Consider the following 25,122-nt stretch of genomic DNA (forward strand, 5'->3'; position numbering starts at 1 on the left):
GGCACATCAAAGCTCGGCATAGAGACGGGCGGCGTTTTCAAAGGTGAAGCGCAGGGGTACCGAGCCTTCGACCTGCCAGACGGTGACCGTCTCGCCGGCCAGCAGCCGGCAGGCGCCGTCGGTGTCGGCAACCGCGCCGCCATAGAGCCGGTTGGCGAGGTTGAGGATGCCGGTCTGGTGCATCGCCGCGCTGCCGCTGCCGCAGGCATCCTTGACCAGCAACACGCGAAAGCCCTTCGCCACCGCATCCTTTACGGTGGCGTCGATGCAGGCCTCGGTCCACACGCCCGCGACTACAAGCCATTCGATGCCTGAAGCCTCGAGCCGGTCGGCGGCCGGACCGCTGCGAAAGGCGCTGGCCTCGGCCTTGATCAGCAGCGCCTCGCCCTCCGCCGGCGCCACCTCATGGCAGATCTCGGTCAGCGGGTCGCTCTTGTCGGAAAAGGCCGACTTGCCGTCTTCGCCTGTGGGATGAAAGGGCCGGTCCTGGCTGTCGAGATCGACGATATAGGCCCAGTGATGGAGCGGCACATGGTTTTGCCGCGCCGCCGCCTGCAGGCGCTGGACGTTGGCGAGGATGTTTTCGTAGCCTTCGACGAGGTAGCGCGGGTCGTGCCGGTGCTCTTCCTGCAGGTCGATGAACACGGCGGCCACCGTGCCGCGCTTGATGGAGATGGGGGCTTTCATGCGGAGGCGCCTGGGTTGCAGGCTGAATCGACCTGGCGGTTGGCAGGCTGGTCAAAAGCCGACATCGTTGCTTTTAGCGGGTTGGCGCAAGCGGTGATGATTGGCCGAAGCCTCCCCGACTTCGTCATCCACGGGCGAAGCAGCCGCGCAGCGGCGTCGCGGAGACCCGAGGATCCATTCCGTGACGTCCATCGAATGGCGCAACGGAGCAGAATTCGGTAACCGTTGCGCGGCATCGACGCCACGGCATGGATCCTCGGGTCTGCGCTGCGTCGCTGCGCTCCTTGCTCCGCCCTAGGATGACGAAGGCGATGGGAGGCGCGTTGACGTCCCGGCATGGATCCTAGGGTCTGCGCCGCGTCGCTGCGCTCCTTGCTTCGCCCTAGGATGACGAAACGATGGGAGGCTGCGCCAACCGTAAAGGCTACGTCACCGAGTGGGGCAGCGGCTATCAAACCTCTTTCTCCAGAAACTCGTCCTCATAGGGGAAGCGCGATAGCAGCTCCGTGCCGGTGTCGGTGATCAGGATTTCGTCCTCCAGCTTGACGCCCTCGCGGCCGCCCTTCTCGCCGATATAGCTTTCCACGCTCACCACCATGCCTGGCACGATATGGCCGTCACGGCCATAGGTCTCGTAATCCATGGCATGCGCGATGAACGGTGTCTCGCCATGCATGCCGACCCCGTGCATGACCGAGGTGTAGCGCTGGTCGACGAAGCGGTCCGGGATCTTCCACGCCTTTTCGGCGATCTCGCGAAAGGCCATGCCGGGCTTGACGATCGAAATATTGTGCTGAACCTGGTCGTGCGCCATGCGGTAGAGCGACTTCTGGTAAGGGGTCGGCTTGCCCGGACCGCAGCGGAAGGTGCGGGAAAAATCGGAATAATAGCCATAGCAGCCGATCGTGTCGGTATCGAGCGCCAGCAACTCGCCTGGCCGGATCTTGCGGCCGCTGGCTTCGTTGAACCACGGGTTGGTGCGCTGGCCGGAGGTCAGGAGCCGCGTTTCGATGAACTCGCCGCCCTGGCGTATGACCTCGCCATACATCAGCGCAAACAGCTCGTTTTCGGAGACGCCGGGCTTGATCGCCTCGCGCACCGCATAGACGGCGGCCTCGGCGCCGGCCATCGACGCCATCAGGCATTTGACTTCCTCCGGCGTCTTGACCGCGCGCACCGCCAGGATTTCGCCTTGGCAGTCGCGGACCTCGCAGCCGCGCTTTTCCAGCGCCAGCGCCTGCAGGTGGCTGCAACGGTCGAGGCCGAGCTTCATCGAGCCGCCGCCATGCGTCTTCAGGAGCTCGGCGATCTCGTCGGCGAAGGGACCGGCGGTTTCGTCGTCGCGGCCCGACACGGAGGACCAGACAAGCTTGGACGGACGCGCCTCGTCGATAGTGTCGAGCACCATGGAGACATGGTAGCTCTGCGGATATTCGAACAGCACGATCGGCCCTTCGGTCGGAATGAAGAAGTAACGGGTCGAGTTGCGCAGGAAATAGCCGAACATGTTGCGTGAGCCGGTGGCGTAGCGCTGGTTGTAGGGATCGAACAGCACGACGCCGCCATAGCCCGCCTCGCGCATCCAGCCGCGGAGTTTCGCCAGCCGGCCTTTGCGCAAGGCATCGGCATCGATGAAGGACGGCTCGGTGTCCGACAGCCACATGCCGCCCGCCGGATCGGCCGCCACGGGGTGGCGCATGCGGTCCTTGAAGTCGACGTCCTCGGTGCTGTCGGGATCGAATACGACGATGCTCATGGGGGTTCGGCCTTGGCTGGGTTGCGAGGGCTGAGCATGGCGCAGGCGGGGCGGATGGATTGTGCGGAAAACCGCGTTTGTTGTGCGAGATGCCGCTGGCCAACAGGCGCCGTCGCGATCCTTCGCGCCCCCCTCTGCCCTGCCGGGCATCTCCCCCACGAGGGGGGAGATTGGCAGCTTCGCCAACCGCGCCTCCGTCTTCGATGTTGGAGATAGGCGAAAGCCGAGGTGGCAGCGATCTCCCCCCATGTGGGGGAGATGTCCGGCAGGACAGAGGGGGGCGCTGTCCCGCCAACATCTCACAGCTTCAGCGCGCGCGCCTAATGCCGTCGCGCCAGCTTCGGCGGATGCCCGTGCTCCTCGCGAAACGCCCGGGCAAAGCTCGACATCGAGGCAAAGCCGCAGGCGAGCGCCACGTCGCGCACGGCGAGCGTCGAGTGGGCCAGGAGATCGGCGGCGCGTTTCAGTCTGAGGCGCCGGTAGTAGCCGTTGGGCGAGATGTCGAGTTCGGAGCGAAAGGAGCGCTCGAGTTTGTCGGAGGAGACGCCGAGCTTGGCGGTGAGCTCCGCCATGCCGAGCCGCTCCTCCACCGCGTCTTCCATGATGGCGATGGCCGACAGCACCAGTTCGTTCTGCACCCCGGTACGCAGGCGCAAGGGCATCAGCTTGCGGTCGACGCTCGATCGCAGCTGGCTGTGCACGAACCATTCGGCGACGCCGGCGGCAAGCTCGGCGCCGTAATCCCGGGTGATGATCTCCAGCATCATGTCGAGGCTGCCGACGCCGCCGGCCGAAGTGAAGCGCTTGCGGTCGATGACATAGAGGTCGCGCCTGAGCTCGATGTTGGGAAACGCCTCGGTGAAGGCGGCCTGGCTGGTCCAGTGCAAGGTGCAGGCATGGCCGTCGAGCAGGCCCGCGCGAGCGAGGAAGAAGGCGGCATCCGCCACCGCGCCGATATGGGCGCCGCCGCGCAGGCTGCGGCGGATCCAGCTCGCCGCGTCCTCGGCGACGAGATGATCGGCGTCGCCGCCCGAGCAGACGACGATGCGGTCGACCTTGGGTGCTGCCTCGGCATAGAACCCTGGCTGGATGACGACGCCGTTCGACGCCTCGACCGGACCCTGGGTCGCACCAACGATTATCCAGCGGTAGCATTCCCGCTTCGCCAGCACATTGACGGCGCGCAGCGGCTCGATGACCGAGCTGAACGCCATCATCGGAAAACCGGGGAATACCAGTACCGCGAAGGTGAGGGGCTCGGTGGGTTCGGGTGGGTCGCGCGTGGCCATGGGGCGCAATAGTTCGGACAGATGGCGCTTGTGGTCAATTGCCATTCCGGAACGTTGGCGCCGCCCCTCATTACCCTGCCGGGCATTTCTCCCCGTATAGAGACGGGGAGAAAGAAGCAGCCGTGACCTCGGTGCCAAATCCTGCAACGTCGCCGATTGGCGAAACCGCCGAGGAAAGCGCCCTCTCCCCGTCACTATACGGGGAGAGGATGCCGGCAGGCAGGTGAGGGGCGGCGCCGACAACCGACAGGTATCGGCATAAGCCGCCCAGAGCGCTCGTGTCAGCCCCCCAGCGCCTGATCCAGATCGGCGATCAGATCATCGCCATCCTCTATCCCCGCCGACAACCGTACCAGCGAATCCGATATGCCGATCTCATCCCGCTTCTCGGCGGGAATGGAGCCATGCGTCATCAGCGCCGGGTGTTCGATCAGGCTCTCCACGCCGCCGAGGCTTTCGGCCAGCGTGAACAGCTGCGTGCGTTCAAGGAAGCGTTTGGTGCCGGCGAGGTCGCGGTCGAGCACGGCCGTGATCATGCCGCCGAAGGCATGCATCTGCTGGACGGCGATCGCGTGCTGGGGATGGCTGGCGAGGCCGGGATAGATGACGCGGCGCACATCTTTTCGCGCTTCCAGCCATTGCGCGATCTTCAGGCCATTGTTGGAATGGCGCTCCATCCTGAGCGCCAGGGTCTTCAAGCCGCGCAGCGCCAGGAAACTGTCGAACGGGCCCGATATGGCGCCCACGGCGTTCTGCAGGAATTTCAGGCGGTCGGCGAGATCCTTGTTGTCGCCGACGACGGCGACGCCGCCGACCATGTCGGAATGGCCGTTGAGATATTTGGTCGTCGAGTGGACGACGATGTCGATGCCGAGCTCCAGCGGCCGCTGGATATAGGGGCTGCAGAACGTGTTGTCGGCGACGGACAAAATTCCCTTCCGCCGGGCCAGGGCCGCGACGCCCTCGAGGTCGACGATGCGCAGCAACGGATTGGTCGGCGTCTCGACCCACAGCATTTTTGTCTCCGGCCGGATCGCGGCTTCAACCGCGGCCAGATTTGTGAAATCGACGAAAGAAACCTGCAGGTTGGCCGAGCGCTTGCGCACCCGCTCCATCAGCCGGAAGGAGCCGCCATAAATGTCGTCGGTGGCGACGATATGCGCGCCGGAATCGAGCAGTTCGAGCACGGTGGCGATCGACGCCAGGCCGGAAGCAAAAGCGAAAGCCGCCGAGCCGCTTTCCAGGTCAGCCACCGCGCGCTCGAAGGCGAAGCGCGTCGGGTTCTGGCTGCGGGCATATTCGAAACCCTTGTGCACGCCGGGCGACTGCTGGCCATAGGTCGAGGTGGCGTAGATCGGCACCATCACCGCCCCGGTCAGCGGGTCGTGGCTCTGGCCGCCATGGATGGTGCGCGTCGAAAACGCCAGGCGGTTCTTTCCGGATGTGGTCATCGTGCGCGCCTCAGATGGTTGATCAGGTCGATGCGGGTAATCAGGCCGACGAACTCGTCGCCGTCGAAGATGATGGCGACCTCGTTGCGGTCGAACACCGGCAGCAGCGCGTCCAGCGTCTGGCTGGCCTGCAGCGTGTGCAGGTTGGAGGTCATCGCCGTGCGCACCGGGCCGTTGAAGCGCTCCCAGCGTCCGTCATAGGGACCGTCGACATGGGCAAGGATGTCGCTTTCGTCGACGATGCCGACCAGCTTGCCATTGTCGAGCACCGGCAGCTGCGAGACATCCGAGCGGCGCATGCGGCCATAGGCGTTGAGCAGGCTTTCGTCCGGGCCGACGAACACCGTGTCGCCGGTGCGGTGGGTGCGCATGACGAGGTCGCGCAGATCGCCATGCTGTTCGTGTTCGGCCAGCCCCTGCTCGGCCAGCCAGAAATCGTCGAACACTTTCGACAGGTATTTGTTGCCGCTGTCGCAGACGAAGGTGACGACGCGCTTGGGCACCGTCTGTTCGCGGCAATAGCGCAGGGCCGCCGACAGCAGCGTGCCGGAGGAAGAGCCGGCCAGTATGCCTTCCCGCGACAGCAGATCGCGCACCGCCAGCATGCTCTGCTTGTCCGTGATGGAATAGGCTTTCTTGACCAGCGACAAATCGGCATTGGGCGGCACGAAATCCTCGCCGATGCCTTCGACCGTCCAGCTCCCCGCCTCTTCCATCTTGCCGGTCTTGATCAGCGGCGCCAGCACCGAGCCGACCGGATCGGCCAGCACCATCTCCGTCTTCGGCGACACGCCAGCGAAGAAGCGGCCAAGCCCGGTCAGCGTGCCGCCCGAGCCGACGCCGACCACCACCGCGTCGACATCACTGTTGAGCTGCCAGAAAATCTCCGGGCCGGTGGTCGCCTCATGCGCCAGCGGGTTGGCCGGGTTGGCGAACTGGTTGGCGTAGAAGGCGCCGGGCAGTTCGGCGGCGATCTTCTCCGCCATGTCCTGGTAATATTCGGCATGACCCTTGCCGACATCCGAGCGCGTCATGCGCACCTCGGCGCCGAGCGCGCGCAGGTGCTGGATTTTTTCACGCGACATCTTGTCGGGAACCACCAGGATGATGCGATAGCCCTTGGGGATGCCGACCTGGGCGAGGCCAAGGCCGGTATTGCCGGCGGTCGCCTCGACGATGGTGCCGCCCGGCTTCAGCCTGCCATCCTTCTCGGCCGCCGCGATCATCGACAGCGCGATGCGGTCCTTGATCGAGCCACCTGGGTTCTGGCTTTCGAGCTTGATGAACAGCCGGCATTTTCCAGTATCGAACCTGGTCAGCTCGACGATCGGCGTTTGCCCGATCAGATCGAGCACCGACGCATAGGGCGGGCGCAGACGCGACATTGCGCTGTCCGAGGCGGCGCTGTCCGAGGCGGCACTGTCGGCCGTGGCTTTTCTGTGCTCGCTCATGTCGGAGCCTCCATGGATCAACCTAGCGTCTTTTCCAGCCGATCGCAGTTGGAAAGAAGATAGATCGTGCCAATCCGGTGGCCAGACGGGGAATGAAATTCCAGCCGCCCGTCAGGGCGAGGCGATACGCTGCCGGACCGGGACGCCGGCGGGACAGCGCCCCCCTCTGCCCTGCCGGGCATCTCCCCCTCAAGGGGGGAGATCAACAGCTTCGCGGGCCGCACCATTTTACAAAGTCGACGAATGGCGAAGACGATGCCACAGCCAATCTCCCCACTTGAGGGGGAGATGGCCGGCAGGCCAGAGGGGGGCGCCGTAGGGCGCCGACCTCAACGGCCCCAAGCTGCGGCACCGTCTCATCCGTCCAACGAACCATCTCGTTCGTTGAAGCCGCCGATTTCACCATGCTAGCCGAACGTGCACATGGCAATGTGCGGTGCGCGACGGCAACCTGATCACCGGCCAGCAGAACTTATCCGGCGCCGAGACCGCGCGCGCCGTGTGTGAGGGATTGGGCGGCTGAACGCTATCCCTCCGGCTGACTGCGGGAGGGACTTCAGTCTCAGTTGAGCTATAGCTAATATACATATAGCTTGGTCATGCGGGGGACGATCCCAAATCGAAGCCTAACCCGCGATGGCCGGTGCGACCTGCTTTCAACCCAAGCATCCCCGCACCGGCCATTCTTTTCCCCCTTGGCAGCCTAGGCCAGCGTCAAATCGCAACCTGGGTGCAAGGATGAGAAGGGCCTTCCAGGCATCCTTTCGATCCGGACGGCGGAAGGCATTTTTTGCATCGCTCTCGCGCTCAAGACCGCTGACGCCACCGCAAACGCCGTCAAGGAGATCCGGTCGAAATCGGCCGTTGCGAGCTAAAAAGAAAGCCTGGCTCGAAACCGGGTTTCCGAGCAAATCGGCAACACCGAAAGCGCTGGAATCGCGCCTCCTTTGCAACGGGTCTGCGTCAAGTCACGTATATCTCAATTGACTAAAGTACGGAACGTCCAATGGACAAGTACGGAACGTTTGAAGGCCCCTCAGACCAAGGCCTACCGGCACGCAAGACTTTAGTCCTGCCGTCTTATAGTTAAGAACGGAAGTTGTTCGGCTGACATAGGGCCGCCCCGGATAAATACCAGACTGCACCCAGCCGACTATGGTGCGATCGCGGAAGCCGCTTTCGGGTCGAGCCGAAGACGGGTCGGCCAAAAATACGATCGCCGCCGGAATTGCTCTATCCCAGCAACCGCTTGCTCAGCCTGGCGCACTGGACGCGGATATCGGGAATGGCGTCGATCTCGAAGAAGGTGCCGCGCGTCAGCGGCCCGACGGCGAGGATTTTTCGCGAGACGGTGCCGTCGACGGCGATGATCTCGCAATCGGCCGAGACGTCGAGGCCGATGCGCAGCGGATCGGGCCGCGCCAGACCGCGGTCGACCAGCGAGCGCACCACGCTGTTCGACGAGGTCGAGATGTCGCGCACGATGCCGGAGCAATCATAGATGCGGGCGGCGTCGAATGTTTCGAGGCGCTGGGTGTGGCGCGATTGGACCTCCACCGCGAAGCCGTCGCCCGGCGTGACGCCGACGACGCGCCCGGCGATCGGCCGGATGCGCCCCGATTGCACCGCCTCCGTCACCCTGGCGTAGACCTCGGGTGCCATGCGGTGGCGATGGATGTCCCACCAGGCCTTGGTGTGTTCGACAAAGCGGCGCTTGGCCGAGGCGGGCCAGTTCTGCCAGATCTTCTGGTTGAAGGGGCGCAGGCCGTCGACGACGTCGCGCCAGTCGACGCCTGCCTTCTGGTTCTCGCGGATGAGGTCGCGGAACCAGCCGACGAAATAGGAAAGCTGGGTGCCGAGCGGGATGTCGGCGACGTCGAGCTTGATCGGATTGCCCTTGCGGTGCGGCGAGGGCAGCAGGCCGCGCCGCGACACCGCGATGATGTCGCCGCGATGGCCGCGCTGCTCCAGGGAAAGGAAGGCGTCGACCATGCTCAAGCCCGTGCCCAGCACCACGATCCGGCTGTCTGGATCGAGCGCGGTGTCGGCCTCCGATCCCATCCGGATCGCATGGCCCTGCGCGGGCTGTTCGTCATGGCCGGTGGCGAGCACGGCAAGGTGGGCGACCACGCTGGTGCCGTTGGCGAGTGCCACCTCGACCCCGGACGCGGTGGGCGAGATCGACAGGCTCTCCTCGCGGATCAGGCGCAGCCGTCCGGTCTCGCGCTCGCGCGTTTCCAGATCGTCGAGCAATTCCTTGAGATAGCGGGCATAGAGGCTGCGCGGCGCGTAGACCGGCGCCTGCTCTGCTGTCGCCAGCCCGCGCTCCAGCAGCCAGCGCCAGAAATTGCCGGGATCGTCGGCATAGGCACTCATGCCGGCCGCGCCGACATTCAGCACATGCGCCGACAGCAGTGCCGAATAGGCGATGCCCTGGCCGAAATGCGGGCGCTTTTCGATCAGCGTGACGCGCAGGTCCGGATTGGGCGATTTGAGCAGATGCGCGGCCAGCACGACGCCGCTGGCGCCGCCGCCGACGATGATGATGGAATTGATCGAGTTGGTTCGCCCGGTCATGCGCGAGCGAGCCCCGTACGAAGCGCCGGCTTCAGGCCAGGACCTTCACCGGCAGGTCGTCCCGCGCGACCGGGAGGTCGTCGGCAATGTCGCGCATCTCGGCGAGGCTGCGCTGGTCGAGCACCTCGGCGATCGCCTGCCGGACTTCCAGCATCAGATGTCGGACTTGGCATGTCGCCTCGTTGCAGTCTTCACAGCGCTGATATTGTGTTCGGCTGGCGCAGGGGATCGGGGCCAGTGGACCGTCCAGCACGCGCACGACGTGGCCGACCTTGATTTCGTCGGCGGATCGCGCCAGGCGGTAGCCGCCATCCTTGCCCTTGCGGCTCTGGACGAAGCCGGCATTGCGCAGCTCACCCAGTATGGCGTCGAGAAACTTCTTCGGGATGTTGTTGCCGGTCGCGATATCGCCAACGAAAGCGAGTTGCCCGGCCGGCATCCGCGCGAGATGGACGAGCGCCTTGAGGCCGTACTTGCCTTTTTTGGTGAGCATGGACCGAACGTTTCTCTGTCATGCGACGGCCGCAGGCCATCCGTTGCGAAACGCCTCGCGTGCCTCCCCGCCGCGCCGAAGCGTCCATGACACATAAATTCTAGTGACATGATATACAAGCCAATTGCGGTTGATCTTGCTTGATTTTCAACTCGTTGCGCGATTTTAGGCCCGCCTTGTGACATCGATGACACGGAAACATGGCTTGCTTTCACCAAGGCCTGCGGCCGGAACCCGGTGACGCCAGCGGTCGCCACGATACGCTTGACATGGCCTGTCATCGGCACTGCAACTCCTATGTCGATAAGGTTACTATACTTAACCGTCGGCAGCCGGAACGCGATTCTAAATTCATCGTCGTTTGAAGCATGGATTTGCTGGAGGCTGGGAGAGATCGGAATTCTGGTTCGAAACTGTCAGTATCCGCAATGGGCGGGGGCGAGCCTCGGGCAAAGTTGGTGGCCTCGCCGCGCTTGAACGACGGCAGCCGCCCTGTCCGCCATGACGGCCCGCCGCCAGTGGCTTTTTTCCAACAAGCCCTTCTTCCTTGGAAGGATGTAACTCTACAAGGACCATAGAATTAGCTGACTATGAACAGGCAATCCGGTTTTCCCCTTTTTCAAGGAGCCTTTCATGTCCAGCATTTCACGCCGCATCATTCTCCTGTCTTCGGCGGCCCTTGCCGGCGCCGCGTTCCTCGGTCCGGCCATGGCCGATGACCTGAAGATCACCATCGGCTACCAGACGGTGGTCGAGCCCTCCAAGGTGCCGCAGGCCGACGGCGCCTATGAAAAGGCCACCAAGGCCAGCATCGACTGGCGTAAATTCGATTCCGGCGCCGACGTCATCGCCGCGGTCGCCTCCGGCTCGGTCGATATCGGCTATGTCGGCTCGAGCCCGCTGGCGGCGGCCGCCAGCCGCGACCTGCCGATCCAGACCATCTTCGTGGTCGGCCTGATCGGACCGTCGGAAGCGCTGGTCGCCCGCAACGGCGCCGGTATCGAGAAGGTCGCCGACCTCGCCGGCAAGAAGGTCGCCGTGCCGTTCGTGTCGACGACGCATTACAGCCTGCTTGCCGCGCTCAAGCATGAGAATGTCGATCCGAAGTCGGTCCAGATCCTCAATCTCAGGCCGCCGGAAATCGCCGCCGCCTTCGCGCGCGGCGATATCGATGCCGCCTATGTCTGGGATCCGGCGCTGGGCCAAATCAAGACATCGGGCAAGGTGGTGCTGGATTCCTCGCAGGTCGCCGCTTGGGGCGCGCCGACCTTCGACGCCTGGATCGTGCGCACCGACTTCGCCGACAAGAATCCGGAAGCCGTGCGCGACTTCGTCAAGGTGACGGGATCAGCCTATGCCGAATATCTCGCCAAGCCCGACGCCTGGTCGGTGTCGTCGCCGCAGGCCGCGTCGATCGCTAGGCTTACCGGCGCCAAGCTGGAAGAAGTGCCGGAACTCCTGAAGGGTTATGTGTTCTCGACGCTTGAAGAGCAGGCCTCGGACAAATTCCTCGGCGGCGGCACGGTCAAGGCGGTCGCGGCCGCGTCCGCCTTCCTCAAGGAGCAAGGCAAGGTCGACGCGGTGCTGCCGGATTACTCGAAATACGTGACGTCGAAATACGTCACTGAGGCGCTGGCCTCGAACTGACGGCTTAACGCGCGGCTCACCTTCCCTGACGCCGTGCGTTGCCTGTCCCGGAGCCGCTGACGAGGCGCGGTTTCGGGCAGGCGGATTTTACCGAACCGATTCATCCCTGACGTAATTCCGGGCGGAAAACCGCCTGACACTTTTCCTGGAATTGCTCGGCGAGGCCCCCATGCCGCATCTCGTGCTCGACAACATCTCCATCCACTATGACGGCCAGCCGGCGCCCGCCGTCGAGCGGGTGTCGATCAACGTCGCCGGGAATGACTTCGTCGTTCTTGTCGGCCGCTCCGGCTGTGGCAAGACCTCGCTGCTCAACGTTGCCGCCGGCCTGGTCGCGCCCGCGCGCGGCACGGCCTCGATCAACGGCCAGCCGATCACCGGACCCGGTTCGGACCGGGCGGTGGTGTTCCAGAACGATGCGCTGTTTCCCTGGTTGACCGCCCGCGAGAACGTCGCCTTCGCGCTGCGGCTGCGCGGTGTCAGGCCGACCGAGCGGGCGCGGCGCGCCGACCGGCTGCTGGACCTGGTGAAGCTCGGCGACGCCGGCGACAAGCGCATCTGGGAGCTGTCCGGCGGCATGCGCCAGCGTGTCGGCCTTGCCCGCGCGCTCGCCGCCGAACCCGAATTCCTGCTGCTCGACGAGCCACTCGGCGCGCTCGACGCGCTGACGCGCGAACGCATGCAGACGACGCTGCTCGACCTTTGGACGGTAAGCCACGCCGGCGTGCTGATGGTGACGCACGGCATTGAGGAAGCGCTGGTGCTCGCCACCCGCGTCGTCGTGCTGGCGCCCGGCCCCGGGCGCGTGGTGCGAACCTTCGAGCCGGGCTTCTCCCGGCGCTATGCCTCCGGCGAGCCCATTCGCGCCATCAAGGCCGACCCGGCCTTCGCGGCGGCGCGCGGCGAACTGACCGACGCGATCTTCGAGGGAGAGGCGGCATGACCATTTCCTCCTACACGGAACGGCCCGGTTCAACGACGGACGAAACCGACGGCCTGTCGGTGCCCTGGTCGAGGCCACGGACGAAACGGACCGGCGTTTCGGCACGCATGGTCAGCGCCGTCACCATCCTGGCGGTGCTGGCGCTCTGGACGCTGTCGGCCCGCCTGCAGCTGGTGTCGCCGGTGTTCCTGCCTTCGCCGCTCGCCGTGTGGAACAAGTTCGTCGTCGTCATCCGCGACGGCTTCGTCGACGCGACGCTGCTGCAGCATGTCGTCGCCAGCCTCGGCCGCGTCTTTGCCGCGCTGGCCGCCGCCATCCTGGTCGGTGTGCCGGTGGGGCTCGCCATCGGCATCAGCACGGTGGGGCGTGGCATCTTCGATCCGCTGCTCGAATTCCTGCGGCCGATCCCGCCTTTGGCCTATCTGCCGCTGGTCATCATCTGGTTCGGCATCGGCGAGCCGTCGAAGATCCTGGTGATCGCCATCGCCATGCTGGCGCCGGTCGCCCTGTCGACCGCCTCGGGCGTCCGCGGCGTCTCGCGGGAGCGCATCAACGCCGCGCGTTCGCTTGGCGCGACGCGCGCCCAGGTGGTCCGCCACGTGATCCTGCCCAGCGCCCTGCCCTCGATCCTGACCGGCCTGCGCATCGCGCTCGGCGCCGGCTGGTCGACACTGGTCGCGGCCGAACTGGTGGCGGCGACGCGCGGCCTTGGTTTCATGATCCAGTCCGCGGCCCAATTCCTCGTCACCGACGTGGTGGTGATGGGCATATTGGTGATCGCGGCCATCGCCTTCGTGCTCGAATTCACCATCCGCCGGATCGAGCGCATGCTCGTCCCGTGGGCGGGGCGTGAATGATCGGAAAAGGAGAATGACGATGACCCATTCCACCGCCGTGTTGTTCGCCCATGTCGGCTCCTGGCTGCTCGGCCTTGCCGCCGAGGACAAAGCGGCAAAGGAAGACGGCCCGCGCTCGCCGGCGCCGGTCCATCTCCGCGCCGGGCACGACCGCCTGCCGCCGCGCGACGAGAGCTTTTATTGGGCCTGGCAGTACTGGTCGCAGTGAGTGGCTAGCAGTTGGCGAAACCGTTGAGAAAGGGTCCCCTGCTCCGTGAAGGGGAGAGAAGCTGGCACGGCCTTGCCGCTCGATCGGGATGTAGAAAACAATTCCCTCTTGCCGATCCATCTCGCAAAATTGTTCCTCTACTAAGTTTATAGACATACCTAGCCTGATCCCAACTCCGGTCGATCGGAAGTTTCTTGGCGCCGCCCGCGCATTGAAGGAGAGGGATCATGTTCAATCTGACGAGACGCGTTTTCGGCATTGGCCTTCTGGCCGCGACAGTCGTGCCGTCGTTCGGCGCCGCCGCGCAGGACCTGAAGCAGTTCAGCATCGGCTACCAGAAGACCGGCCTGCCGGTGATCGCCAGGCAGCAGCAGGTGATCGAGAAGGCGCTCGGCGACAAGGGCGTTACCGTGAAGTGGGTCGAGTTCACCGCCGGGCCGCCATTGGTCGAAGCGCTCAATGTCGGTGCCATCGATGCCGGCTGGACCGGCGACGCGCCGCCGATCTTCGGTCAATCGGCCGGCGCCAACATCGTCTATGCCGCGGCGCTGCCGTCCAATGGCGAAGGCGAGGCGATCTTCGTCAAGCCGGCCTCGCCGGTCCAGGCGGTCGCCGACCTCAAGGGCAAGCGCGTCGGCGTCGGCAAGGGCACCAGTGCGCATAATCTTCTCGTCGCCGCGCTGGAAAAGGCAGGTGTCGCGTTCGATCAGATCACGCCGGTCTATCTCAGCCCGGCGGATGCGGCCGCCGCCTTCGCCAGCGACCAGATCGATGCCTGGGCGGTCTGGGATCCGTTCTTTGCCATCGCCGAAACCCGCTACCAGCCGCGTGTGCTGGCCCGCTCCAGCGAGGTGCTCAAGGTCAACACCTATTTCCTCGCCAACAAGGATTTCGCCAAGGCGCATCCCGAAATCGTCACCACGACCATCGCCGCGCTCGGCGAGGCGGCGAAATGGGCGGACCAGAATCGCGACAAGGTGGCCGAGGCGTTGCATGAGGTCACCGGCGTGCCGCTCGACGCACAGACCATCGCCGCCAATCGCAGCAAGTTCGGCATCTTTCCGATCACCGACGAGATCGTTGCCGGCCAGCAAGCTACCGCCGACCGCTTCTACAAGCTTGGCCTGATCCCCAAGGCGGTGCGGATTTCCGACGCGGTTTGGACAGCGCCGGGCAATTGATTTTTCGTCACGCGGCGCCGGGTGGAGGAACGCCCGGCGCCGTTGCCATTGTGCCTTGACCTCCAGGAGGCCCGCCTTGACCACGCCAGCCAAGCCACTCGATTTCTTCTGGTTCATCCCGACGCATGGCGACGGTTCCTATCTTGGCTCCGAGCAGCAGCAGCGGCCGCCGGAGTTCGGCTATTTCAAGGAGATCGCGCAGGCAGTCGACCGGCTCGGCTTCCCCGGCGTGCTGTTGCCGACCGGACAGAACTGCGAGGATTCCTGGATCACCACCACTGGACTGGCGACGCTGACCGAAAGGCTCAAATTCCTCGTCGCGCTGCGGCCGGGCGTGACCCTGCCGACCTTCGCGGCGCGCCAGACGGCGGCTCTCGACCGTCTGAGCAACGGCCGCCTGCTGCTCAATGTCGTGGTCGGCGGCAATCCGGCCGAGCTTGCCGGCGACGGCGTCTTCCTGCCACATGACGAGCGCTATGCGCAGGCGCATGAATTCCTGACCATCTGGCGCGGTCTGGTGTCCGGCGAGCGCGTCAATTTCGACGGCAAATATTACCGCGTCGAGAATGGCCGCCTCGACCTTCTGCCATCACAGGAGCGGCCGCCGCTTTATTTCGGCGGCTCGTCCGACGCCGGGCACGATCTTGCCGCCGACCTGGTGGACATGTACCTCACATGGGGCGAGCCACCGGCGCAGGTCGCCGAAAAGCTGGCTTCGGCGCGCGCGAAAGCGGCATTGCGCGGCCGCGAATTGCGTTTCGGCATCCGGCTGCATTTCATTGTTCGCGAAACCGAGGACGAAGCCTGGCGTGCCGCCGACCGGTTGATCAGCCACGTCACCGATGCGCAGATCGAGAACGCGCAGGCGCGGTTCCTCAATCAGATGGACTCGGTCGGCCAGCGCCGCATGGCCGAACTGCATGGCGGCCGCCGCGACAGGCTGGTCGTCTCGCCCAATCTATGGGCCGGCGTCGGGCTGGTGCGCGGCGGCGCCGGCACCGCGCTGGTCGGCACGCCGGAGCAGGTCGCCGACCGCATCCGCGAGTATCAGGCGATTGGCATCGATACGATCATCGGCTCCGGCTATCCGCACCTCGAGGAAGCCTATCGCGTCGCCGAACTGCTCTTCCCCAAGCTCGGGCTCGGTACCAGGCGGCTCAAGCCGCGCGAAGCCAACGAATTCTCCGTTGGCTTCCATGGCGCGGCCCGCCTGCAGGCCGCGTCATGAGCTTTTCCACGCACCTGCGCAGGAACGGCATCGGCTGGCTATTGCCGGTGCTGGTGCTTGCCGGCTGGGAGGTGGCGTCCCGCGCCGGCGTCATGCCGGCCAACGTGCTTCCGGCACCAAGCGCCGTCGCCGAGGCCTTCTGGCGTTTGACGCTGTCCGGTGAACTGATCCGCAACATCGGCGTCTCGACGGCGCGCGCCCTGGCCGGCTTCGCCCTCGGCGGCTCGATCGGCTTCGCGCTCGGCCTTGCCAACGGGCTGTCGACGCTCAGCCGCGGCCTGACCGACACCACGCTGCAGATGATCCGCAACATTCCGCACCTGGCGCTGATTCCGCTGGTCATCCTGTGGTTCGGCATCGACGAGGAAGCAAAACTGTTCCTGGTGGCGCTCGGCGTGTTCTTTCCGATCTACGTCAACACGCTGCTCGGCATCCAGAGCGTTGACCCGCAACTGGTGGAGATGGGCCGCGTCTACGGCATGGACCGGCGCGCGCTGTTCTTCCGCGTCATCCTGCCCGGCGCGCTGCCGGCGATCTTCGTCGGCCTGCGCTACGCCTTGGGCATCATGTGGCTGACGCTGATCGTCGCTGAAACCATCTCGGCCAGCTCCGGGCTCGGCTACATGGCCATGCAGGCGCGCGAGTTCCTGCTGATCGATGTCGTCGTGCTGTCGATCCTGATCTACGCGCTGCTCGGCAAGCTCGCCGACAGTCTCGCCCGCCTGCTCGAGCGCCTGTCGCTCGGCTGGCATCCCGCCTTTCAGAACGGATGAGTATTCGATGCCAGCCGCCAGTCTGACCGCCGTCCGCTCCTTTGTCACCACGCCAGCGCCAGCGCGCCCGGCGATATCGGTCGAAGGCAGGCGTGCCTTCGCCTTCAAGGGCGTGGAGAAACGCTTTGGCGACAAGACCGTTCTCGACGGCATCGATCTCGACGTGCCGGTCGGGCAGTTCGTCGCCGTCATCGGCAAAAGCGGCTGCGGCAAGAGCACGCTGCTCCGCTTGCTCGCGGGGCTCGACCGGCCGACCTCGGGATCGCTGACGCTGGGGGCCGAGGAAGAGGGCCACAGCCGCACGCGCTTCATGTTCCAGGAGCCGCGCCTGCTGCCCTGGGCCAGCGTGGTGAAAAACGTCGAGGTCGGGTTGACCGGCATCGCCTCCGGTGCGGAGGCCAGGAAACGCGCGCTGGATATCCTTGGCGAGGTCGGTCTCGCCGATCGCGCCGATGAATGGCCCTCGGTGCTGTCCGGCGGCCAGAAGCAGCGCGTGGCGCTGGCCCGCGCGCTGGTCGGTCACCCGCAGGTCCTGGCGCTCGACGAGCCGCTCGGGGCGCTCGACGCGCTGACCCGCATCGAGATGCAGCAATTGCTGGAGCGTATCTGGATAGCCCAGAAATTCACCGCCGTGCTGGTCACGCACGATGTCGCCGAAGCGGTTGCGCTCGCCGACCGGGTGGTGGTGATAAGCGGCGGCAGGATCGCGCTCGATCTGGATGTGCCGGTGGAACGGCCGCGCCGCCGCGGCTCCGCCGAGCTTGCCCGCCTCGAAGGCAGGATTCTGGACCAGCTGTTCGGTTAGGGCCGCGGCGGGTCGGGCCGCGGCGCCTGCGCGATTGACGAGCGGCTTCCCCCTCTCCGTCGCCGCTTCGACGGAGTGGGGGTCGACCTTTCATCGAAGCCGACGGTTCGCCCACACCAGCCCTGCCAGGCCGATCAGCATGGTGGCGAGGCCGATATAGAGCCATTGCGACTGGCCGGTCATGAAGCTGCCGCCGACCACGCCGATGCCTTGCAGCGACCACAGCGCACCGACGGCCAGCACGATCAAGGCCAGCAGATTTTTGATTAGTCTCATTGTCGGACCCCGATTTTGAAAGTCGATCGATCGCGGCGCCGTGGCCGCGATGAAAGAGCCGAAGGAAGTGGCCAGATCGCGCGGGTTTCTATTTGAAGATCAACGTCTAATCTTGTCATGAAAGTCCTTCGTCCCGATCAAAACAAGGCCGAAAACTGATCCCGACGCTCCAGAAGATCCCTGACAGACTGTTACCCGGTGACTCCAAACGTGTGATCTCGCCATGGAACCGCCAGATCACTGCCGCATTTCCTGCCTTATTCTCGACCTAACGGCTGGGGTCTGTCAAAAACGGAGCCATCCCCCAAATATGAAGACCCCAAAACAGACCGCGCTTGTCGCGGTAACGATCGCTGCTGGCCTGATGGTCGGCGCCTCCGCCACTTCGGCAACCGCCGCCGCCGGCCAGTGTGGCCGCGCGTCCTGGTACGCGCTGCACTCGAGGACCGCCTCGGGCGAGCGCATGAACCCCTCGGCGATGACCGCCGCCCACCGCACGCTGCCTTTCGGCACCAAACTGCGGGTCACCAACAAGAACAACGGCCGCAGCGTCGTCGTGCGCATCAACGATCGTGGTCCCTTCATCAAGGGCCGGGTGCTCGACCTGTCGAAAGGCGCCGCCGGCCAGCTCGGCTTCATCGGCTCCGGCCAGACTTCGGTCTGCATGGCGCGCGTCTGATATGACCGTCTCTTGACCATGATCCCTCGCGGACCGCGGCTCAGCGGCGCAAAGCGGGTATTTTTCGGGGATCATGGTCAGGTGTCCGGCGCGAAAGCCTGACACATATCCTTCACATTTCGGCGGCGCACATTGAGCCGGCTGTGCCGTCCGGGGCCGGTTTCAAGGCTTTGGACGAAAGAAGCATTGGTCACGCGACGTGACGTATTGCATCGCAGCAATTAGTTGTTAACCTCCCCGCGTGACATTCAAGGCTCGGCGCTGCTCGTCGTCCCTTCGGTCGAGGCAGCAGCGGGGTTGTTGATGTACTACCAGCTCTACGAAATGAACCATGCCGCCTTGCAGCCGGCCCGGCTCTATGCCGACGCTGTCCGGCTCTTCTACTCCAATCCGCTCAATCCGGTCTCGCACACACCCTGGGGCCGATCGATCGCGGCCGGCGCCGAACTGTTCGAGCGCACCACGCGCCGCTACGGCAAGCCGCAATTCGGCCTGGCCAAGACGGTGGTCGACTGGAAGAGCGTCGCGGTCACCGAAAAGACCATCTGGTCGAAGCCGTTCTGCAATCTCGTCCGGTTCGAGCGCGCCGTTCCCGCCGGACGCAAGGCCGACCCGAAGCTGCTGATCGTGGCGCCGATGTCGGGCCATTACGCGACTCTGCTGCGCGGCACGGTCGAGGCGATGCTGCCCTATGCCGATGTCCACATCACCGACTGGGTCGACGCGCGCATGGTGCCGCTGGCCGATGGCAGCTTCGATCTCGACGACTATATCGACTACATCATCGACATGCTGCACACGCTGGGTCCGGACACCCATGTGATGGCGGTGTGCCAGCCTTCCGTGCCGGTGCTCGCGGCGGTTTCGCTGATGGAAACGCGCGGCGACCCCTTCGTCCCTTCGACGATGACGCTGATGGGCGGACCGATCGACACCCGCCGCAACCCGACCGCGGTCAATCTGCTGGCCGAGGAAAAGGGCATCGACTGGTTCCGCGACAACGTCGTCATGCGCGCGCCCTGGCCGGTGCCGGGCTTTGGCCGTGAGGTCTATCCCGGCTTCCTGCAGCTTTCGGGCTTCATGAGCATGAACCTCGACCGCCACATTATCGCCCACAAGGACTTCTTCATGCACCTTGTGAAGCATGATGGCGACAATGCAGAAAAGCACCGCGACTTCTACGACGAGTATCTGGCGGTGATGGACCTGACGGCGGAGTTCTACCTGCAGACCGTCGACACCGTCTTCGTGCGCCATGCGTTGCCCAAGGGCGAGATGACGCATCGCGGCACCAGGATCGATCCGTCCGCCATCCGCAACGTTGCCCTGTTCACGGTCGAGGGCGAGAACGACGACATTTCGGGCCTTGGCCAGACCAAGGCCGCGCAGGACCTGTGCGTCAACATCCCCGCCGACAGGAAGGCGCATTACATGCAGCCGGCGGTCGGCCATTACGGCGTCTTCAACGGCTCGCGCTTCCGCTCCGAGATCGTGCCGCGCATCGTCGACTTCATCACCAGCTATGGCCGCCAGAACCGGGTGGCGGTGAAGCCGAAGCTGGTCCGCACCGCCAAGCGGTAGGCAATTCTAGAAACGGAGCCGGGCCGGCGGTCCGATTCTGTTGCACAAGTGCCGCTGTACCTCTTCGCGGGTAACCATGCTGCAAATCAACCCGACGTCGTAATTGACACGGAGTGTAAATCGCCCTTAACGTTTCGTTAACAACAGGGCGAGCGGGGACAATGAATTCCTCAACCATGCGAAGGCTGCGCGTATGCGTGGCAGCCGGGCTGGCAGTAACGGGAGGCTGGATGGCACCGGCCTGGGCTTCGGACGCGATGGCGACCGGTGGCCTCACCTCGCAGCCGATCGGCCACTACGATTTCTGTAAGCAGCATCCGGGCGAATGTTCGATCCGTCCGGCCAGCCTCGCGCCGGCCACCCTGACCGACGGCTTGATGCGCAAGCTGCTCAACGTCACCGCCAGGGTCAATGCATCAGTCAAGCCGATGAGCGACATGGACATCTATGGCACGGACGAGGTCTGGGCCTATCCCGACAACGGCGTCGGCGACTGCGAGGACTATGTGCTGGAGAAGCGGCGCCAGCTGTCCCGCATGGGCGTTTCGCTCGCCGATCTCTTGATAACCGTGGTGCGCAAGCCCGACGGCGAAGGTCACGCCGTGCTGACGGTGCGCACCGACGGCGGCGATTATGTGCTCGACAATTTGACCGACAAGGTCAAGCCCTGGGACCAGACCGGCTACCGCTTCCTCAAGCGGCAGGCGATCGACAACACCGGCCGCTGGGTCTCGATCCGCGGCGGCCAGCAGGTTCTGGTGGGCTCGGTGCAGTAGGAAAGGGCGGCGCGGTTCGGAACCGCGGCACCTCTCGTCCCGACGAAAATGTCTTCCGCTTATCCCTGGCGCAGGGCGGCGCCGCCCCTCATTGCCCTGCCGGGCATTTCTCCCCGTATAGTGACGGGGAGAAAGACGCCGTCATCGCCGATTTCGCCAATTGTCAGCGGTACAGGAAGGGTGGCGAGGTTGCCACAGCGACCTTCTCCCCGTTCTACGGGGAGAAGATGCCGGCAGGCAGATGAGGGGCGGCGCTGACATCGCCGATCGGGCGTCTCGCATAGCCATTCCAAAGATTTCCGCATCCCTCCGTGAACCATTTCCGTTCGCCCGGCGACACACAGCCGTGGACGATAGAAACCCAAACCATGGAGACTTCAAATGACTGCTTTCCTGCGCAACACCCTTCTCGCCGCCGCTGCCGTTTCGGCCCTGACCGGATCCGCTCTGGCCGAGCAGACCATTCCAAGCTGCGCCAAGACCAGCCTCAACGACCTGTGGAGCGGCCGCTGTTGCGGCGCCGCCGGCGCGTCGGACTGCCTGGGCGGTGGCAATGGCGGCCGCGATCATGGCAACCATGGCGACCATGGCCGTGGCGGCAATGGCGGCAGCACGGCCGGCAAGAATTGATCTCACCATGGCTGCCCGCCGGTTACTCGCCGGTGGGCGCTGTTCTTGCGACCGGCGATCGCTCGGCCGTCGCAAAGTCGGAGCAAAGAAACTCTTTGTTTTTACGCAATTCCCAAGGGGAAGCGCTACGCGCTTCTCCCCGGAAAACCGCTACGCACTTTTCCTGCAATTGTTCTAGGATCGCCGGCCCAAGGCCGCCTGGATCGATCCTGTGATGCGGCGCAAGTCCGCCTCATCCAGCTTCTCGATGTTTTCGGCCAACAGGTTGGCGAGTTCGGTGGCGGCGGGGGAAAGACCCGACGTGTCCAGCCTGACGCGCGGGTGCGAGGCTTCGGCCAGCCGCGCCAGCTCCTCGGCATCGTCCCAGATGATGTTGAAATAGCCGATGATCTTCTGGATCAGCGTCCAGGTCGGCGCGCCGCGCCGGCCATGTTCCAGCGCCGAGAGATAGGCGGCGCTGACGCCGATCGCCGCGGCCATGTCCTTCTGGCTGACGCCGCGCTCGGCTCTCAGCGCCCGCAGCTTCTCGCCGAACGGCGTCATGAGCGCGCCCGCCGCAGCCTGATATAGAGCGCGCCCGAGCCGCCGTGGTTGCGGGCGGCATGGTCGTGGCTGGAGACCAGCGGCCGGAACGCCGGCGTCGACAGCCAGGCCGGCACGGCACGCCGCAAGACACCGTCGCCGCCCGAGGACGACCCCTTGCCGGTGATGACCAGCACATAGCGGACGCCGCCGGCATGCGCCCGGTGCAGGAACGAGAACAGCAGCGAATAGGCCTCGTCCTGCGTCATGCCATGCAGGTCGACGCGGCCCTCGATCGGCAACCGGCCCTTCTGCAACTTGTCCAGGGTCGGCTCGTCGAGCCGGTGCGTGACATGCTGCACCTTCGGCTTTGCCGCGCCAGCCGGGCCGGCGGCGGGCTGGGCCGGCTGCGACGGCGTCGGCCTGGCATCGACGGCCATGTCTGCAATGTCGACGGCGGCGCGGCCCTTGAGCGGCTTGGCCGTGCGCGCCACCAGGTTCCACAGCACCCGGTCGTCCTCGCTGAGTTTGTCCGGACGCTTGCTCATCATGCGCCCCCGGCCAGCGCGCGCGGCACCAGCGCGTAGAAATCGGCGGCGTTGCGCACCACGCCGGCGATCTCGCCGGCGGTATCGCCCGAGCCGGCGAACAGGTCGCCGCGCGCCGGTCCGGTGATGGCCGAGCCGGTGTCCTGCGCGATCATCAGCCGCCGGAACGGCCTTTTGTCGAAGGCGGTGAGCGTCGGCGCGTCGATGTAAAAAGGCGTGCCGAATGTGTGAAGCAGCCGGTCGACGGCCATCGAGCGGCCCGGCGTCAGCGGCACCTTGGCGGCCGCGATCGGCCCGAGCGCGGCGTCATCCACCGCGGCCTCGCGGAAGAAGATGTAGGAACGGTTCCGCCACAGGATCTCGTCGACGCGCCGCGGATGCGCCTTGAACCAGGCGCGGATCGACTGCATCGTCACGTCCGCCAGCGGGATTTCGCCCAGCTCGCTCAAGATTTTGCCGGGCCCGGTAAAGCGCTGGCCGGATTTGGCGGCGTAGGTGACGCGGCAAAGCCGGCCGTCGGTCATGGCGAGCCGCGCAGCGCCCTGTACATGGATGAAGAAGGCATCGACCTTGTCGGCCAGCCAGGCGATCTCCAGCCCCTGGCCGGCGAGCGCGCCGCGCTCGATCGCGCCACGGTCGGGGTATTCGGCCAGCCCATCCGGCGTCCGGCGGGCGAAGGCGAGGTAAGGATCCATCCCGGCCGGCCGGTTGGCGTCGTCGACGTCGACAAGATCGGCCGGCCGCGACAGCAGCGGCACGGCAAAATGCTCCGTCCGCACCGGCGAGGCCTCGACTTGCGGCTCGTAAAAGCCGGTGACGAGCCCGGCGCCGGTTTCCGGCCGGACCAGCATGGGAACGAAATGGCGCTCGAAGAAGGCGCGAGCCTCGGATCGGTTCGCCGGCGCAGCGCCACGCGCTTGCGCATAGGCTTCGGCGAAGGCGCCGAGATCGACGCCCAGCGCACCGCTGCGATAGGGTTTTATCGGCACATGCAAGGCGGAACGCGCAAACGCCTCGAAGGCCGGCAGATGGTCGTCGCCGGCCCAGCCGGGTAGGTCGCCGAAGGACCTTTCAACAAGGAGAGGCGACAGCGACACCGGAGCCCGCCTGTCCCGGGCTCAGTCTTCTTCTTCGGTGGCGACGAGCTTCCAGTTCGGATCGCGCGAGCGCGTGTCGCGGGCGAAGGTCCAGACATCCTTGACCTCGGCCACGGTTTCCGGATCGCCGTCGATGACGGCGCCGGCCTGGTCGCGCGTCGCCGAGATCAGCTCGCTGATGATGCGCAGCGTCACATGCGCCTCGCCGCCCTTCATCTCGGCCGAGACGATGTCGGCCTTGTCGATGCCGACGAAGGAGGACTGGATCTTTTCCGACTTGGCCTCGCGCTCGCCGATCGCGGCGACGAACCCGTCATAGACCTCCCGCGACAAAAGGTTCTTCAGCGTTTTGCGGTCGCCGTCGGCATAGGCCATGACAATCATCTCATAGGCCATCTTGGCGCCGTCGACGAAACCCTTGGGATCGAAGGACGGGTCGTTGTCCTTGATCGCGCGCAGGCCCTTGTTGAGGTCGGTGTCGGGCTTGGCGAAGGCGTCGATCGCCGCATAGGCGTCGGCCGGCGCCGCCTCGCCGGGCAGCCGCTTGCGCGGCAGCGAAACCACGTTTTCGGGCTTCTGCGTGGCCTCCTTGTCGGTGCGCGCCGCCGTATAGGGGTCGAAGGGCGGCCGCTCGCTACCGGTCCGACGGCCCAGCACGTTGCGCAGCTGGAAGAAGATCAGCACCGCCGCGATCAGGAAGAAAATCGTGCCGAAGTCGAAGAAGCCCATATTTTCCGCCAATCAATCCCTGCCTCTAGGCCGGACCGTCAAGCCGACAGGCCCCGGTCGCATAGCGTTCACCATTCAAAGCATATAGAACGCAAGGCGCAATCATTCAAATCAAAGGCAGGCATACCTATCTAACAGCCTCCGTGCCAGCGGCGATTGGTCGCCGGCGGGCCAAAACAATCGAATGGTCGGTAAAGACTTGCGCATTTCGCTGCTTCCCTTCTTTCTCCTCGCGCTGCCGCTGCTGGAAATCGCCGGTTTCGTCGTCGTCGGCCGTGAGGTCGGCGCGCTGGCGACGGTCGGCCTGGTGCTGGCCTCGAGCTTCGCCGGCGTGCTTCTGCTGCGGCACCAGGGTTTCGGCGTCATGGCCCGCATCCGCGCCGAGATGGCCGCCGGCCACGACCCCAGCCGCCAGCTCGCCCATGGCGCCATGATCGTGGTCGCCGCGATCCTGCTGATCATCCCCGGCTTCATCACGGACATTGTCGGCCTGCTGCTGTTCCTGCCGCCGGTGCGCGACTTCGCCTGGAGCAGGCTCAAGGGCCGCATCGTCGTGGCCAGCAATTTCTCCACCGGCGGCTTCCGCCGCCAGCGCGACAAGGTCATCGACCTCGAAGACGGCGACTATTCGCGCGAGGACGACCTGAAGCGCGGCCCGGACCACAATTCGCCCTGGCGGCGGCTGAAGGACGATTAGAGTTCTGATCTGTTCCGAGAGGCCGGCGCCGCCCCTCATTGCCCTGCCGGGCATTTCTCCCCGTATAGTGACGGGGAGAAAGAGGCTGGTGTCCGAACCGGATAGATAGGTAACAGAATGGACCGATAGCATGGGTGACAGTTTTCTTGTCCGCCGGGAGGACCGGCGATGGTTTGGCGAGAAACTGGGATCATGGACGAGCGGCTACGGTTTGTTGTGGATTGCCTTTCGGGTGAAGAGA

General features: G+C 65.1%; 25 protein-coding genes. 13 read left to right on the plus strand and 12 right to left on the minus strand.

Annotated features, from left to right (window positions below):
* Positions 1-6 precede the first annotated feature (6 nt).
* From EN804_RS32030 to EN804_RS32085, 7 genes are all read right to left on the minus strand, one after another.
* On the minus strand, positions 7-687 hold the full coding sequence (locus EN804_RS32030) for an isochorismatase family protein (RefSeq protein WP_135867826.1): 681 nt from the start codon (positions 685-687) through the stop codon (positions 7-9).
* A gap of 451 nt (positions 688-1,138) precedes the next feature.
* Positions 1,139-2,443 carry a Xaa-Pro peptidase family protein gene (locus EN804_RS32040; protein WP_135922104.1) on the minus strand — a complete coding sequence of 435 codons (1,305 nt, stop codon included), beginning with the start codon at positions 2,441-2,443 and terminating at the stop codon, positions 1,139-1,141.
* 320 nt (positions 2,444-2,763) lie between these two features.
* Positions 2,764-3,732: a GlxA family transcriptional regulator gene (locus EN804_RS32050; protein ID WP_135922105.1), complete on the minus strand. Its 969-nt coding sequence runs from the start codon at positions 3,730-3,732 to the stop codon at positions 2,764-2,766.
* A gap of 281 nt (positions 3,733-4,013) precedes the next feature.
* On the minus strand, positions 4,014-5,183 hold the full coding sequence (locus EN804_RS32060; RefSeq protein ID WP_135922106.1) for a PLP-dependent aspartate aminotransferase family protein: 1,170 nt from the start codon (positions 5,181-5,183) through the stop codon (positions 4,014-4,016).
* Positions 5,180-6,634 carry a pyridoxal-phosphate dependent enzyme gene (locus EN804_RS32065; protein WP_135922107.1) on the minus strand — a complete coding sequence of 485 codons (1,455 nt, stop codon included), beginning with the start codon at positions 6,632-6,634 and terminating at the stop codon, positions 5,180-5,182. Before EN804_RS32065 ends, EN804_RS32060 begins: the two co-directional genes overlap by 4 nt.
* A gap of 1,233 nt (positions 6,635-7,867) precedes the next feature.
* Positions 7,868-9,211 carry an FAD/NAD(P)-binding protein gene (locus EN804_RS32080; RefSeq protein WP_135922108.1) on the minus strand — a complete coding sequence of 448 codons (1,344 nt, stop codon included), beginning with the start codon at positions 9,209-9,211 and terminating at the stop codon, positions 7,868-7,870.
* 31 nt (positions 9,212-9,242) lie between these two features.
* Complete coding sequence (locus tag EN804_RS32085) at positions 9,243-9,704, minus strand: Rrf2 family transcriptional regulator (RefSeq protein WP_135922109.1); 462 nt, start codon at positions 9,702-9,704, stop codon at positions 9,243-9,245.
* 633 nt (positions 9,705-10,337) lie between these two features.
* On the opposite strand from EN804_RS32085, the gene tauA reads away from it, so the two are divergent.
* The 8 genes from tauA to EN804_RS32125 all read left to right on the plus strand — a co-directional run bounded on the left by tauA (position 10,338) and on the right by EN804_RS32125 (position 17,346).
* Complete coding sequence (gene tauA / locus EN804_RS32090) at positions 10,338-11,351, plus strand: taurine ABC transporter substrate-binding protein (RefSeq protein ID WP_135922110.1); 1,014 nt, start codon at positions 10,338-10,340, stop codon at positions 11,349-11,351.
* Between the two features lie 169 nt (positions 11,352-11,520).
* The gene (locus tag EN804_RS32095) at positions 11,521-12,294 is read left to right on the plus strand and encodes a taurine ABC transporter ATP-binding protein (protein ID WP_135922111.1); all 774 of its coding nucleotides are present in this window, start codon (positions 11,521-11,523) and stop codon (positions 12,292-12,294) included.
* Positions 12,291-13,151, plus strand: a complete 861-nt coding sequence (locus EN804_RS32100) for an ABC transporter permease subunit (protein WP_135922112.1) — start codon at positions 12,291-12,293, stop codon at positions 13,149-13,151. Before EN804_RS32095 ends, EN804_RS32100 begins: the two co-directional genes overlap by 4 nt.
* A gap of 19 nt (positions 13,152-13,170) precedes the next feature.
* Positions 13,171-13,359, plus strand: a complete 189-nt coding sequence (locus EN804_RS32105; RefSeq protein WP_135884001.1) for a hypothetical protein — start codon at positions 13,171-13,173, stop codon at positions 13,357-13,359.
* 227 nt (positions 13,360-13,586) lie between these two features.
* Complete coding sequence (locus EN804_RS32110) at positions 13,587-14,540, plus strand: sulfonate ABC transporter substrate-binding protein (RefSeq protein WP_127873552.1); 954 nt, start codon at positions 13,587-13,589, stop codon at positions 14,538-14,540.
* A gap of 76 nt (positions 14,541-14,616) precedes the next feature.
* Positions 14,617-15,768, plus strand: coding sequence for an FMNH2-dependent alkanesulfonate monooxygenase (gene ssuD, locus EN804_RS32115; RefSeq protein WP_189524607.1), 1,152 nt, complete (start codon positions 14,617-14,619; stop codon positions 15,766-15,768).
* Complete coding sequence (locus EN804_RS32120) at positions 15,765-16,541, plus strand: ABC transporter permease subunit (protein ID WP_135922114.1); 777 nt, start codon at positions 15,765-15,767, stop codon at positions 16,539-16,541. The genes ssuD and EN804_RS32120 overlap by 4 nt, the downstream gene beginning before the upstream one ends.
* Positions 16,542-16,548: 7 nt before the next feature.
* Entirely contained in the window at positions 16,549-17,346 is a 798-nt protein-coding gene (locus tag EN804_RS32125; RefSeq protein WP_135918119.1) for an ATP-binding cassette domain-containing protein, read from the plus strand.
* A gap of 90 nt (positions 17,347-17,436) precedes the next feature.
* On the opposite strand, the gene EN804_RS37440 is transcribed toward EN804_RS32125, so the two are convergent.
* A complete protein-coding gene (locus EN804_RS37440) occupies positions 17,437-17,622 on the minus strand; it encodes a hypothetical protein (protein ID WP_189524608.1) in 186 nt (61 codons plus the stop codon).
* A gap of 310 nt (positions 17,623-17,932) precedes the next feature.
* Between EN804_RS37440 and EN804_RS32135 the strand changes: the two genes are divergently transcribed.
* The 4 genes from EN804_RS32135 to EN804_RS32155 all read left to right on the plus strand — a co-directional run bounded on the left by EN804_RS32135 (position 17,933) and on the right by EN804_RS32155 (position 21,288).
* Positions 17,933-18,301, plus strand: coding sequence for a septal ring lytic transglycosylase RlpA family protein (locus tag EN804_RS32135; protein ID WP_127277697.1), 369 nt, complete (start codon positions 17,933-17,935; stop codon positions 18,299-18,301).
* 303 nt (positions 18,302-18,604) lie between these two features.
* Positions 18,605-19,882: a polyhydroxyalkanoate depolymerase gene (locus EN804_RS32140; protein ID WP_135922119.1), complete on the plus strand. Its 1,278-nt coding sequence runs from the start codon at positions 18,605-18,607 to the stop codon at positions 19,880-19,882.
* Between the two features lie 161 nt (positions 19,883-20,043).
* A complete protein-coding gene (locus tag EN804_RS32145; RefSeq protein ID WP_135922115.1) occupies positions 20,044-20,658 on the plus strand; it encodes a transglutaminase-like cysteine peptidase in 615 nt (204 codons plus the stop codon).
* 381 nt (positions 20,659-21,039) lie between these two features.
* Positions 21,040-21,288, plus strand: a complete 249-nt coding sequence (locus tag EN804_RS32155; protein WP_127277694.1) for a hypothetical protein — start codon at positions 21,040-21,042, stop codon at positions 21,286-21,288.
* Between the two features lie 174 nt (positions 21,289-21,462).
* Here the strand turns inward: EN804_RS32155 and EN804_RS32160 are convergent, their stop codons facing one another.
* From EN804_RS32160 to EN804_RS32175, 4 genes are read right to left on the minus strand one after another with little or no spacing between them, the layout of a single operon-like run.
* Positions 21,463-21,831, minus strand: a complete 369-nt coding sequence (locus EN804_RS32160; protein ID WP_127277693.1) for a helix-turn-helix transcriptional regulator — start codon at positions 21,829-21,831, stop codon at positions 21,463-21,465.
* Positions 21,828-22,358, minus strand: coding sequence for a Smr/MutS family protein (locus EN804_RS32165; protein ID WP_127873559.1), 531 nt, complete (start codon positions 22,356-22,358; stop codon positions 21,828-21,830). Before EN804_RS32165 ends, EN804_RS32160 begins: the two co-directional genes overlap by 4 nt.
* A complete protein-coding gene (locus EN804_RS32170; RefSeq protein ID WP_135922116.1) occupies positions 22,358-23,455 on the minus strand; it encodes a murein transglycosylase A in 1,098 nt (365 codons plus the stop codon). The genes EN804_RS32165 and EN804_RS32170 overlap by 1 nt, the downstream gene beginning before the upstream one ends.
* A 21-nt stretch (positions 23,456-23,476) precedes the next feature.
* Positions 23,477-24,184 carry a Tim44/TimA family putative adaptor protein gene (locus tag EN804_RS32175; protein WP_135922120.1) on the minus strand — a complete coding sequence of 236 codons (708 nt, stop codon included), beginning with the start codon at positions 24,182-24,184 and terminating at the stop codon, positions 23,477-23,479.
* A 199-nt stretch (positions 24,185-24,383) separates the two neighbouring features.
* On the opposite strand from EN804_RS32175, the gene EN804_RS32180 reads away from it, so the two are divergent.
* Positions 24,384-24,881, plus strand: coding sequence for an FxsA family protein (locus EN804_RS32180; RefSeq protein WP_127277700.1), 498 nt, complete (start codon positions 24,384-24,386; stop codon positions 24,879-24,881).
* Positions 24,882-25,122 lie beyond the last annotated feature (241 nt).

This window comes from Mesorhizobium sp. M8A.F.Ca.ET.161.01.1.1, from assembly GCF_004792105.1.
GTDB lineage: Bacteria > Pseudomonadota > Alphaproteobacteria > Rhizobiales > Rhizobiaceae > Mesorhizobium.